This is a genomic window from Pedobacter sp. AC379, assembly GCF_979258145.1.
Window position 1 is genome coordinate 1,799,147 of the sequence record NZ_OZ409839.1, and the last position, 12,980, is coordinate 1,812,126.

Below are 12,980 nucleotides of genomic sequence, written 5' to 3' on the forward strand. Positions count from 1 at the left end.
ATGTTTTTATCTTTTATTAAATTGTTATATTTGTTCTACAATTATGTCAGTATTTTCCAAAACATGTGAATATGCACTGCGGGCTGTGTTTTATATTGCCAAGCAGACCGAATCCGGTAGGAAGGTCGGAATAAAGGATATTGCCCAGGGAATAGAATCTCCGGAATTATATCTGGGAAAAATTCTTCAGGACCTGAGCCGCAAAGGGCTTATCGGTTCGGCCAAAGGGCCAAATGGCGGATTCTTTCTGACCAAGGAAATGCTCGCCCTTCCATTAATCGAAGTGGTGAGGGCAGTAGATGGTGATAATCTTTTTATTGGCTGTGGATTAGGACTGAAGTTCTGCTCTGCGGTGAACCCATGCCCGTTGCATGATCAGTTTCTGGCCATCAGGACCGGCATCGTAGATATGCTTACTGGCACCTCAATCGGGAGTTTTAATAAGGAGTTAATTGATGGGTTTTTATCTTTGAAAAAATAATGGCTATTCCTGCTGTAAACAGCCAGAATTTAGTAAAAAATAAACAAAAATAGGGTGCGGATTCATACATATCGTAAATTACCGAACCCAAATTTACCCGATTGCCCTAAGCCAGGGATTTCTCCATACCGATGAGCTGAATGTCCTGGATTAAAGGGATGCCGAAATTACCTTTGAGCTCATCAAAATTTATAGATTCCCCGTTCATGCGGTATCCCCGGCGTTTATACCAGGAAATCAGTTCCAGGCGGCTGGAGATCACCGTGATGGAAATTCTATCGCAATCATTTTTTTTTGCCAGGTTTTCAGCTGCCCGCATAATCGACTGTCCAATTCCCTGAGCCTGCTGATCGGGCATAACAGCAAGCATACCTAAGTATAATACAGGGGTTCTAAACTCGATATAAACGGTTCCCAGAATGGTACCACTCACATCCGTATATTTTAAAATATTGATGTGATCCTGACCAAAATAATCCTCAAGCGGTTGCTGCCCGATTCGCTCGCCCTCCAGTATGCCATATTCTGAGGTCCACCCCTTTCTTGATGCCTCGCCACGGTACGCTTTGTTTATCAGTTTTTCCAGTTCAGGAATGTCATTAATGGTTGCTATGCTAATATTCATTTTTTAAAAGTTTCACATTGCTAAAATAAACTCGAATCGAACGCTATTCTCATCAGGAATCATCAGCTTAATCTCTTATTTAAAGTCTGCTCATTCGTTTTATGAACCGCATTAGATGACGCTGAAAGTCCCATCTGCCAATATGCCTTTAAAGCAGGATTATTTTTGCCCGTGAGGTGATATTGGTATCAGTCAGGGCCTTTAAAAAACCAGAAAACCTCGGCTTAAGGCCCTTTAAAGACTAAATCCCTGTCAAATATTTATCGTTATTCCTTTTCTTTTAAAAGGCAATCCCCGACACTGATTTCCCCTAATTTTTAGGGCTGAAATGAACAAAGGATTGCTTATCGGGAAGAACTGTTTAAGAAACTGCACTCAATGCTCGGGTCATGATCTGATCAAGCTCATCATTTTCCTGATAACTCAGTGGTCTCAAAGGTGCCCGAAGGTGTCCGCCATCCTCACCAAGGATGTTCAGCCCAGCCTTAATTGCCCTTGGCAGCCCTTTTGCAACAATGAACTTTAACAGCTCAAATTGTTTGCGAAAAATGCGTTCTGCAGATTTGAAATCGTTCTCATTAACCGCATTGTACAATTCGAGATTCAATTCAGGGATCAGATTAGGTGCCGCAGTGCACCAGCCTCTTGCACCGGCAGCTGCAGCAGCCAAGGCCAAAGGATTAGAGCCATTAAAAAAGGCTACATCTTCCCCCAATTCGTTACGAAGGTTGTGCATGCGCTGCACATCTCCTGAGCTTTCTTTAATCATGGTAACATTTGGGATCTCCAGCAGGCTTCTTAGCAAAGCTGGTGACATATCCACACCGCCTGTGGCTGGGTTGTTGTAAGCCATAATTGGAATGGAAATTTTTGAGGCTACCGCGTCATAGTGTCTCAAGATTTCCTCGTCGGTAAGCTTCCAGTAGCTCATGGGAATGATCATCACAGCAGAAGCCCCTGCCTTCTCTGCAAACTGTGCGTGGTAAATCGTACGTTCTGTAGTTAAATTTGATACCCCCACGAGTATTGGAATTCGACCAGCGACCTGAGCAATGGTTGCCTCGGTAATCGCTTCTTTCTCGCTGTCGGTTAGGTAGGGCAAAACACCAGTACTTCCCAAAGGTGCGATGCCATGAGAGCCGGCATTAACCAGTCGCTCGACAAGCTTTTTGAAAAGCGGAATGTCTACCCGCTCTTGCTCATCAAAGGGTGTGATGGGATAAGAAATTATCCCTTTTAATGGAACATTATTCATATGAGTTCTTATTAGTAAAGTTTCCCCAATTGGGAAAGGAGTAAATGATGAATTAAAGATCTCTGCCTTCCTCCTCACGAAGGGCAACGCCAAGGTTTTGTAGTTGAGGAGCGTTTTCACATGCAATATATTTGGCTGGATCTATATCGCTCAGGTTTTGATGTCTGTGCCATGCCCAGGACGGAATATAAACCGCATCACCTTGTTGCCATTCTACCTTTTTTCCTTCTATCTCTGTATAACCTTTGCCTTCCAGTACATATAAAACCGTTTCGTAAGTGTGGCGATGCTTGTTGGTGATTTGTCCGGGCAATAGCCCACCAATAGTCATACTTACATTTTTACTTGGTAGATCAACGAAATATACGGGGTGTTTTCGCTCTGTAGAAAATTCGTTATGTACCCCTGCATTCTCGACATTTCTATGGACAAGGTGTGAGGGCATCACGAACTGTGGCCTGGCAAAAGTCTGATGAAAATCTTTGGAGCTAAATTGTTTTTGCTCTTCATGAATCATCGTTTTGACTTCTGTCGGATCTTTAATTATTTTTGAATTTGCCATATGATAATTGAAAAAATTTATTTTTGCTTCATTGCATGAACAAAACTATCTTATCTTTGGAGGGTTATGGTGGTACAGAATTTCGAATTTACAGGTAGTCCAGATGCTTAGACCTTGGGATCTTCAGATCAATATTGATGAGGGCGGTGAAAAAGCGGTTTACATTCAAATCGCTGATGCAATTATCGGTGCAATTAAAACAGGTAAACTCACCAGCGGAGACGCCCTTCCAGGAAGCCGCCAGCTTGCGCAAAAATTAAAAGTAAACAGAAATACGGTGGTAGAAGCGCTGGATGTACTTCTTGCCGAAGGATGGCTGATCTCGGAACCTCGTAAAGGGACCTTTGTCGCGCACAGCCTTTCGGATTTCAACTTTTTCAAATCCAAGCCCGCTCCACCCGAAGTAAAAGTTAAACAGCCCTGGGCGGAAATCTCCTTTGATGACGGGCTTCCCGATACCCGGATAGCACCCATAAATGAACTTGCCGCAGCGTACCGCCAGATTTTTAACAGAAAAGGCAGGTGGCAACTGATGGGATATAGCGATGGGGCCGGAGAAGAGGAATTCAGGACAGCAATAGCGCAGATGCTCAACTATAACCGCGGAATGCGGCTCGCACCCGCTCAGATCTTCATTACCCGCGGAAGCCAAATGGCTATGTTTCTTTCTGCACACAGCCTGATCCAGCCTGGCGATTACGTCGCAGTCGAAAATCCAGGTTATAAGCCCGCATGGCAGGCTTTTGAACATGCAGGCGCCAAACTTCTACCCATTGCCGTGGATGCCGACGGAATTATTATCGACCAGCTAAGGTCACTACTGGAAGCCAAAAAGAATATCAAAGCCATATACATTACCCCGCACCACCAGTTTCCCACGACCGTAACCTTGAGCCTAAAGCGAAGGCTCGAACTGGTTTCCCTGTCCAATCAATATGGGTTTACTATTGTAGAGGATGATTATGACAATGAATTCCATTTCGGACAACGTCCGATACTTCCGGTGAGCAGTTTTGAAAGCCTAAAAAACTATGTGTACATCGGCACGATGAGCAAGATCGTTGCCCCGGCCCTTCGTATCGGCTATCTGGCTTCCTCTCTCGAACTGATAGATAAAGTCGCTCAACTTCGAAAAATTATTGATGTCCAGGGAGACAACATTATGGCCCAGGCGGTTCTCCAGCTCATCAATGAGGGACATGTCAAAAGGCACCTGAGAAAAGCAACCCTCCATTACAAGACTAAAAGGGATCTTTTCGAAAAAATCATCTTCGAACACCTTTCTGATAAGGTGGATTTTCAGAAACCCGAAGGAGGCTTGGCATTCTGGCTGGTCCCAAAGAAGCCTGCCGATCTCCAAAAACTCTGTGCAATCCTTCTATCCAAAGGCATTCAGATCTTATCTCCACAGGACTATAGTTTTGAGGCTCCCATTAATGGACTTCGCCTGGGCTACGCATCCCTTAGCGAATCCCAGCTTGAGCAAGGCATAAAAGCAATCGCCAGGTTTATGCAGTAGATCATTGTATCGACTCCAGTGTTTTACCAAGCATGGGATTTTCCGTCATTATTGAAGATAATACTGGTCCAGAATAGTGATTTTTCACTCTATTCTGGTTTGTGTATTATCTGTAATTAATTGATAGTTAAGTCATTAGTCGCATTATTTTGATCAGCTAACTGGTGGCCGATTATAGCTGTTGTCACCTCTGTTCTTTTGCCTTATATTGTATCATGCTTTTTAAAAAGGGCACTAAAACATAATGTTATGGAATTAAATATGCACACCCTATCACCTACTTATACACCAGTTGAATGGGAATATAGAGAGGTTATTCTGGAACAGATCAACAATGGTGTTTCAGGTAAAATAGTTTATTTCTGCACCAGCGAAGGAATCTGTGAGGCCTGTGGGACCATTACATCACTTCTTGATAAAGGGGCTGAAGGACTGTTTGTACAACTCGATCCCGAATATGAAATAAGGGCCGACCGCGTCATTACCCTGTTCGGAAAACCAGGCGCAGCTTACGCAGACTATGAGGCTTATGGAAATGCCTGTCTGGACTGTACTGGCGGATTATTTTAAGTTGAAGAAACTTTATACATCGGCCATCTCTTGAGCATTAACAGCTGAATTTGTATTTGTATAATGCAAATCTGGCCTATATAGCGCGGGGAAGATATTTGTATAAAGCGGATAAGGTCGATCAACTTTGTTTTTACGTACTCGGTTAATGACCGGAAGTGATCGAGCTACCAGCATAAGTGGTAGTGATAATATTTCCTCGTGTTCCAGCGTTCAGATAGTCATATTAGCTTTGCAATGAACAAAATTCCCTTCTCAGGAACAAACTATATAGAAATAAAGCCAAATGATGGGCTTAGCTTTATCATTGATATGTTTTGGCGCTTATCCAATCCTACTGATCAGGCTAAGGAGATCATCGTTTTGCTTGATGGGCGAATAGACATTCTTTTTACAGCAGGTAATCAAGAAATGACCACGCTGCATGGATTAGGGCTTTCTGCTGAAAAGGCCTTCTTAGCGCCATTTTCGACTATGTTCGGTGTCAGTTTTAAATTTCTTGCTGTTGAGTGTCTTTTTAATCAGTTTAAACCTTTGGCACCTAATAAGGTACTGCAATTGCCTTCTAATTTCTTCCCTCAAGCGCTTGACTGCTTTACTTTAGAACAGTTTAAAGATCTGGCCTCAAGGAAAATATTGGAAAACCTCATTCCCGCCAGTGATGAACGAATGATAAGGTTGGCTGAATTTATTTATGAAATGCGCGAGGAATGGAGCATTGGACAGTTAACAGAAAACGTGGGAATTAGTTGCAGACAGCTTAATAGATATTTTCAAAGTTACCTCGGAATTTCTTTGAAAACTTATCTGAGTATTTTGCGATTCCGAAAATCGTTTGGCCAGCTGAAAGCGGGAAAATTCTTTCCCGAGCAGCATTATTGCGACCAATCACATTTTATCCGGCAGATAAGAAAATACGCTGGAGTGATTCCCAAGGAGCTTCACCAAAAATGAAAATGACCGATTTATCCAATTTTCAACCCTTTTATCGAGTTAGTTTTGTGCCTAAATCACAAAATCTATGTCACTATCAAATAAAAAGATCGCCGTCATTGGCGGCGGTCCCGGTGGGCTAACACTAGCCCGACTACTACTTTTAAAGGATCTCGATGTCCAGGTTTACGAGCGGGACAAGAGCCGCGAGGTTAGAACGCAGGGTGCAACCCTGGATCTGCACATGGAATCGGGTCTGGCTGCATTAGAACAAGCGGGCCTGACTAAAGCTTTTTACCAATCCTATCGTCCAAATGCAGGCAAGCTTAGAATTACGGACCATCACGGCAATATCAAAGTAGACGACCACTCTTCGGAGGGCTACGCAGAGGACAGGCCTGAGATCGATCGTGGCCCATTACGAGAATTATTGCTTGATTCACTTCACCATGATACCGTTGTCTGGGATAGTCCCTTTAGCCATATGGAACCTTATGGTGAGGGCTGGCACCTGTACTTTAAAAATAAAGGACCACTCTATGCAGATCTGGTGGTCGGCTCGGATGGCGCGAATTCCAAAATCCGACCTTACCTGAGCCATATTCCTCCTGTTTATTCTGGTGTGACCATTGTAGAAGGGAATCTTTACAATGCGTATAAATATGCGCCTAATTTACAGGATATGATTAAGGGCGGGAAGTTGTTCGCTTTTGGTGAAGAACGTTCCCTTATTCTCAGCAGTAAGGGCGATGGCAGTTTGTCATTTTATATTGGATGCAAAGTTGATGAGTTCTGGAGTGATACTGTCGGCATTGATTTTAATAAAAAAAGCGATGTACATGCATGGTTTAATGAGGTGTTTGGAACTTGGAGTCCGTTGTGGCAGGAATTGTTCAATGGGGAAGAAAATTGGTTCATTCCTCGTCCGCAGTACCATTTCCCCCTCGATCAGTCCTGGGAACCACAGCCAAATTTGACCATTATTGGAGATGCTGCGCACCGAATGCCCCCTTATGCAGGTGAAGGGGTAAACATGGCCATGCTGGATGCACTGGAATTATCCAACTACTTCACCGAGGCTGAAGAAGGAAAAATCGATAAGGCAATTAAGCGCTTTGAACAAAGCATGCGAACCAGAAGTGCAGAAATCACGCGATTTACACTAGAAGCAACAGAGATGCTCCATTCTACAGATCCGATCAACAGGATGCTAAAAATGATGGAAGGCGGTGATCCAAGATAACAGCGAAGCCTATCCGGATTATAAATCATAAAAAAAGCGTTCAGCAAAGCTTGAAAATTATTCTGCATGGAGAAAGAAGCATATAGCACAAAGAATCCTTAGATATCAAAAGACATTTTTTGAGCACCTTTTTTTTAAAGTAAAAAAAGACGCTGAATATTGATTTTTCTTTTCAGGATTGCTGTAAAAAGATGGCGGGCAATGAAAATTTGATAAACCACAGATTCATTTGAGAAACATTTTTTTTTAAAATAATCGCACTGAAAATCAACTCGGTACCCATTCGGTATCTAAGGCACCAAATGGTACCTACTTGTTTTCCAACAACTTGTATGACTACTTTAGCCATACGAATTTTTACTCTCTTGAAAAATTACGACAAAAAAAAACAAACGACAAAACTTCTCATCAACAGCATGGTACTGCTCATCCTGATAGGCAATACCTACTATAGTTTTTTTTTGGAAATTTCACATTTGGCATTGGATCAGTTTCCCACTAATTCCTTTTTCAGAGTTAGTACGGGCTTAATCAAAACCCTGATGATTGCTATACTCATCTTACAGGAAAACAAAAGCTCGACGTCTAGATGCGCTGTGCGGATGAGAATTTTTATAGGTGCTTTTAGTGCTAAGTTTTCCATGCCTGAGGACGCTGCTATAATGAAAAACAAAAAACCATACAATTTAAAATTAGATAAGTTATGAGTGAACAACAAAAATTGACAACAGCTGCCGGAAACCCGGTGCCTGACAACCAGAATGTGCAGACCGCAGGTCCGAGAGGTCCTGTGCTGCTGCAGGACTTCTGGTTTTTAGAAAAGATGGCGCACTTTGACCGGGAGGTTATCCCGGAGCGACGCATGCATGCCAAAGGATCAGGCGCTTATGGTACATTTACCGTTACCCATGATATCAGTGCCTATACCAAAGCAGATATCTTTTCCTCGATTGGAAAAAAAACGGATCTATTTGTGCGCTTCTCAACTGTTGCGGGAGAAAGGGGTGCGGCTGATGCCGAGCGGGACATCCGTGGATTTGCGATAAAGTTCTATACCGGTCAGGGAAACTGGGACCTGGTAGGCAACAATACGCCTGTGTTTTTCTTCCGCGATCCAATGAAGTTTATCGATTTAAACCATGCGGTGAAGCGTGACCCGCGTACCAACCTGCGCAGTGCGGACAACAATTGGGACTTCTGGACCTTGCTACCCGAAGCTTTGCACCAGGTAACCATTGTCATGAGCGAACGCGGTATACCTAAAAGTTACCGTCATATGCACGGATTTGGTAGCCATACCTACAGTTTTATCAACGGTAATAATGAGCGTTTTTGGGTAAAGTTTCATTTCCGTTGCCTGCAGGGTATTGCAAATCTAACCAATGAGGAGGCGTCCAAAATCGTTGGTGATGACAGGGAGTCCAGTCAGCGGGATCTTTATGAGAACATTGAAGGAGGTAATTTTCCTAAATGGGAATTAAGTGTACAGGTCATGCCAGAGGCTGATGCGAAAACCTACCGCTTCCACCCTTTCGATTTGACAAAAGTCTGGCCACATGCGGATTATCCATTGATCCCAGTTGGAGAGATGGAATTGAACCGTAATCCGGAGAACTATTTTGCAGAAGTGGAACAAGCGGCCTTTAATCCGGCTAACATTGTTCCAGGTATCGGTCATTCTCCAGATAAAATGCTACAGGGCAGATTGTTTTCTTACGGTGATGCCCAGCGATACCGTTTAGGTGTAAATCATTCACATATCCCGGTTAACGCGCCGAAATGTACATTCCATGCTTTCCATCGTGATGGAGCAATGCGTACTGACGGAAATCTGGGTTCTACAATCCACTATGAGCCAAATAGTTTTGGAGCGTGGAAAGAGCAGCCAGAATTCAAAGAACCTCCACTGGCTTTAGAAGGAGATGCTTATGCCCATAATTACCGTGAAGACGATGATGATTATTTTACCCAGCCTGGTAACCTGTTCCGCTTAATGGATGAGGATCAGAAAAGATTATTGTTCACCAACACTGCCGCAGCGGTTGGAGGTGCACAACAGTTCATTCAGGTCAGACATATTCGCAACTGCTTTAAGGCAGATTCAGCTTATGGTATTGGGGTGGCCAATGCGCTTGGCATGACCATAGAGGAAGTCAATAACTTTCAGCATCCGGCTTTATAACAGCTAAATAACTTTTAAAAGGACCAAAGTCTGCTGTCCTGCAAAGCCAGTTTTTGCTGAAAACCACAAAACTGGCTCAGCAAACAGTTAGGACTCCTGACTAAGTTTGTATCATATATTAACAGAACAAAAAATGGCAAAGTCAATTTTCTATCACGCCGGTTGCCCGGTTTGTGTAAGTGCAGAACAAGAAGTGATCACCCTGATTGGTGAGGACAACGTAGAGGTCGTTAACATCGGCGAAGTAAGAAACCGCATCGACGAAGCTGAAAAAGCAGGGATTGTATCTGTGCCAGCCCTTGTAACACCCACAGGTAATGTATTGCACATCAACTTTGGCGCTTCATTAGCCGATGTGAAAGGCTAAAACTTATTGCCCTGCTTACATGCAGGGCAATCTTAAATTAATCACTAATAAACATAAAACTATGAAACGTATTTATCTAATTGCGTTAGCATCACTGGTTATTTCAGCGAAAGCAATGAGTCAGGAAACCAAAGCAGTACACGGTTATACCTATGGAACTTCACAAATTGCAAAATCACCCTTTACCTTAGAAGAACTTAAACTTCTGGAACAATCCATGCTTTTCACAGATGAGGATGTCAAGTATTTAAAAATGAGCCACGACATTCTGGCGGGTCAGACTGACGCGATCCTAGATGTATGGTACGGGTTTGTGGGTTCAACACCTCAACTGGTTTATTTTTTCGGAAACAAAACGACTGGTAAACCGGACGGTGAATACTTGGCAAAGGTAAGGGGCAGATTTAAAATGTGGATCTTACAAACCGCTGAGGCTAACTATGATCAAAACTGGTTAAACTATCAGTATGAAATCGGACTACGTCATTATTCTACAAAAAAGAACAAAACAGATAATGCACCTTCTGTGCCGATCATCAATTATCGTTATATCCCAGCTTTGACCATTCCGGTCATTACCACATTGAAGCCTTTCCTTGCCAAAACAGGTGCAAGTGCTGCAGATGTAGAAAAAATGAATGCAGCCTGGTTGAAATCGGTGCTGATGCAGAGTATACTCTGGGGACAACCTTATATGAAAAAAGGCGAATTCTAGACACTAATGGTCAGCCGTATCAGTACAGATAAGCGTACGGCTGACCTATAGTTTTTTCCAATTTTCAGTTCAAAATTACCAATACGACCGCGCAGAGATGTTTGCTCAACCGTTACGCGCGGTTTGAGAAAACGTAATAACGTGCTGGGCTGGATCAACCCTGTGCTGGATTTAGGCAGGGCGTCGAAAGTAGTTCATTTACAAAAAAATTAATCATTTTAAAATCAACGATTAACGATAAAACTTATGTCAGACATTATTCAACTAATACCAGGCAATACATTAATAACAGAGACCCCTGAAGAGGGCCGTGCTTTAGCCATGAAAATGGCCAGACTAATAATTAAAGCGACACAACCAGATGCAGATGTCCGTTCCAGATTGAGGAACATTTATGCAGAAGATCCCATGATGCTGATTGCTATTGGTCAAACGGTCGCGACTGAATTTGCTACGATTGCGCAGGCCAACAATTACTGGAAATAGTTACTGCAAATGTCATGCAAACCTCGAAGATCCAACTTGTTAAACTGACTTCTGGGAAAGACCATGGTTACCGGGAGCTTATGTCACGTGCGCTTCCTATATGGACAAAATATCTGTCCTGCAATAATGGTGAGGAAGGTGCTGACGTCGTGATCGACACAACGCGAGGATTTACATTAGGATACCTCAACCGAGGTATCCTCTACGGCAGTGCAAATTTTGCGGTTTCGGAATGGGACAAAGCAAACCTAAAATTGGGCCAGATTGATCATTTACGGGTCTGGCGGAAAGGTAATCAACATGCAATTGCAGAGAGGATACTAATTTCCCTAATCCGTATAGTATCAGAAGAGTATCCGCAAATCGGGCATATTAGATCTTATGTCAGAAACAATGATGAAGCCACTAGGCGGCTTTATGCACGCAGCGGGTTTATAAGTTCGCAACATAGCGGCACCATTATCCATCCTAGTGATGGGCAGGAATTGATGATCCTGAAATTGCACCATCAATAAAATAAATGAGGATATGAGCAGAGATGACATTTTAAAACAATATAAATTATCGGCCGCTGAATTAGGAAATTCGATTTCGAAAGAGCCGATGCAATGTGCACTTGATTATGCTTTTGGGCGGATCGGAGGTAAGTATAAAGGCAGGGTAATATTCAATTTGAGAAAAGGTCCATTACGATACGGTGAACTTAAAAGAAGGATTAGCGGCGTGATGCCCAAAATGCTTACTCAGGTTCTTCGGGATTTGGAGCGGGATGGCCTAATCATACGGACAAAATTTAAAGAAGTTCCATTGCGTGTAGAATATGAACTGACTCCCGATGCGATCAGACTTGTGCCTTTCCTTAATCTAATCAGTGGATGGGGCAGGGAGCAAATGTCAATTAACGGAATCTCTGCATATCCCCCAGAGGATGATTTTTCATGAGCCACGGGAATAAAGGGCATGGTTCTGTTCTTTTGACGGTTTTTGTCCATCAATTCCCAAATGACGAAACATTTTTTTGAATGTAGATCAACTTTCGGACTTGAGAAATACTCAAATAGTAGACTAGCTGGTTTCAAAAGAGGATTGTACCAACTAAAAATTTCCAGAATGATTGGTTCTGGAGGTCGCGTATAATCGCCTTGCCTCTCACACGCCGCTGAAAAAGCGGAAAATTATTAAAACAAAAACGATTTATTGATTAACCTTTTTAACAAATGAACAATTCAAATCAGGCGAAAAATCTAATGTCGGAGGAAGCAAAGCTTAACCTGGCTTACCAATTTCTTTCTTCTTTAAAAACTAAAGATTGGAATCTCTTAAGGTCTCTGTTAACAGATGACAGCACTTGGACTCTTCCAGGGGCCAGTATCATATCTGGTGAGGCAATCGGAATAGATGCTGTTATCGAAAGGGCGCAACTTATTGTGAGCTTTGGCGTGAGTCTGCAGCTTAACCATGTCTTATACGGGATGTTTGGTTTTGCTTTATCTGTACATAATCAGGCCATCAGGGGAGGCATACAGCTCGATGAACACCTAGCGACAGTATGTGTGTTAAGAGATGGAAAAATAGCATCCATTAACACGTACCTTTCTGATGTTCCTGGAGTTAACGCGTTTTTTACAGTGGAAAATAGACAGCTGTAGTAACCGCAATACTGGCTTGAAAAAAATTTTCGCATCATTAACCCCTGTCAGCACAATATCTGGTTTTGCAAGTGTTTACTTCCATTATAATTGATTTCAATGGACTGCTCTTGACTCCTTTAATCGTGATATGTAATTTCATGTTCTGTCAGATCGCAGCGATACTAAGAAAATAGTCAAAGTGGACTTACACATGCTGGAAATGAGCCCAATGCATGCTTGAAGTCATAAAGGTCAAACTCTTTTGAGCGATAGGCAATCCACCTTGAACTTCAAGCGGTCGCAACTTTGGTATAAAGCCAAATTTAGTCAAACAAACGGATTTTTGACATAAAGTGGTAGGTACAATAGCGGAGTCAGCAGGTTTGCGTACTTTGTTTAATAAATTAAACA

General features: G+C 42.7%; 15 protein-coding genes. 12 read left to right on the plus strand and 3 right to left on the minus strand.

Annotation, left to right across the window (positions count from 1 at the left end; genetic code table 11):
- The first annotated feature begins 43 nt into the window (after positions 1–43).
- Positions 44–481: an RrF2 family transcriptional regulator gene (locus ACZZZW_RS07970; RefSeq protein ID WP_463492835.1), complete on the plus strand. Its 438-nt coding sequence runs from the start codon at positions 44–46 to the stop codon at positions 479–481.
- Between the two features lie 106 nt (positions 482–587).
- Here ACZZZW_RS07970 and ACZZZW_RS07975 read toward each other — a convergent pair whose 3' ends face one another.
- From ACZZZW_RS07975 to ACZZZW_RS07985, 3 genes are all read right to left on the minus strand, one after another.
- A complete protein-coding gene (locus tag ACZZZW_RS07975) occupies positions 588–1,106 on the minus strand; it encodes a GNAT family N-acetyltransferase (RefSeq protein WP_463492836.1) in 519 nt (172 codons plus the stop codon).
- Positions 1,107–1,467: 361 nt separating this feature from the next.
- Positions 1,468–2,361: a dihydrodipicolinate synthase family protein gene (locus tag ACZZZW_RS07980; protein WP_463492837.1), complete on the minus strand. Its 894-nt coding sequence runs from the start codon at positions 2,359–2,361 to the stop codon at positions 1,468–1,470.
- Positions 2,362–2,413: 52 nt separating this feature from the next.
- Entirely contained in the window at positions 2,414–2,878 is a 465-nt protein-coding gene (locus ACZZZW_RS07985) for a cupin domain-containing protein (protein WP_463492838.1), read from the minus strand.
- Between the two features lie 52 nt (positions 2,879–2,930).
- Between ACZZZW_RS07985 and pdxR the strand changes: the two genes are divergently transcribed.
- From pdxR to ACZZZW_RS08040, 11 genes are all read left to right on the plus strand, one after another.
- Positions 2,931–4,442, plus strand: a complete 1,512-nt coding sequence (gene pdxR / locus ACZZZW_RS07990; RefSeq protein ID WP_463492839.1) for a MocR-like pyridoxine biosynthesis transcription factor PdxR — start codon at positions 2,931–2,933, stop codon at positions 4,440–4,442.
- A gap of 261 nt (positions 4,443–4,703) precedes the next feature.
- Positions 4,704–5,012 carry a hypothetical protein gene (locus ACZZZW_RS07995; RefSeq protein WP_463492840.1) on the plus strand — a complete coding sequence of 103 codons (309 nt, stop codon included), beginning with the start codon at positions 4,704–4,706 and terminating at the stop codon, positions 5,010–5,012.
- A gap of 237 nt (positions 5,013–5,249) precedes the next feature.
- Entirely contained in the window at positions 5,250–5,966 is a 717-nt protein-coding gene (locus ACZZZW_RS08000; RefSeq protein WP_463492841.1) for a helix-turn-helix domain-containing protein, read from the plus strand.
- A 67-nt stretch (positions 5,967–6,033) separates the two neighbouring features.
- On the plus strand, positions 6,034–7,188 hold the full coding sequence (locus tag ACZZZW_RS08005) for an FAD-dependent oxidoreductase (protein WP_463492842.1): 1,155 nt from the start codon (positions 6,034–6,036) through the stop codon (positions 7,186–7,188).
- Positions 7,189–7,891: 703 nt separating this feature from the next.
- A complete protein-coding gene (locus ACZZZW_RS08010) occupies positions 7,892–9,370 on the plus strand; it encodes a catalase (protein WP_463492843.1) in 1,479 nt (492 codons plus the stop codon).
- Between the two features lie 133 nt (positions 9,371–9,503).
- Positions 9,504–9,737 carry a thioredoxin family protein gene (locus tag ACZZZW_RS08015; RefSeq protein WP_463492844.1) on the plus strand — a complete coding sequence of 78 codons (234 nt, stop codon included), beginning with the start codon at positions 9,504–9,506 and terminating at the stop codon, positions 9,735–9,737.
- A 61-nt stretch (positions 9,738–9,798) separates the two neighbouring features.
- Complete coding sequence (locus ACZZZW_RS08020) at positions 9,799–10,452, plus strand: protoglobin domain-containing protein (RefSeq protein ID WP_463492845.1); 654 nt, start codon at positions 9,799–9,801, stop codon at positions 10,450–10,452.
- Positions 10,453–10,698: 246 nt separating this feature from the next.
- A complete protein-coding gene (locus tag ACZZZW_RS08025) occupies positions 10,699–10,938 on the plus strand; it encodes a hexameric tyrosine-coordinated heme protein (RefSeq protein WP_463492846.1) in 240 nt (79 codons plus the stop codon).
- Between the two features lie 80 nt (positions 10,939–11,018).
- Entirely contained in the window at positions 11,019–11,453 is a 435-nt protein-coding gene (locus tag ACZZZW_RS08030; RefSeq protein ID WP_463492847.1) for a hypothetical protein, read from the plus strand.
- 13 nt (positions 11,454–11,466) lie between these two features.
- On the plus strand, positions 11,467–11,880 hold the full coding sequence (locus ACZZZW_RS08035) for a winged helix-turn-helix transcriptional regulator (RefSeq protein WP_463492848.1): 414 nt from the start codon (positions 11,467–11,469) through the stop codon (positions 11,878–11,880).
- Positions 11,881–12,155: 275 nt separating this feature from the next.
- Positions 12,156–12,587 (plus strand): nuclear transport factor 2 family protein, encoded by a 432-nt coding sequence (locus ACZZZW_RS08040; RefSeq protein WP_463492849.1) that lies wholly within the window; start codon positions 12,156–12,158, stop codon positions 12,585–12,587.
- Positions 12,588–12,980: the final 393 nt, after the last annotated feature.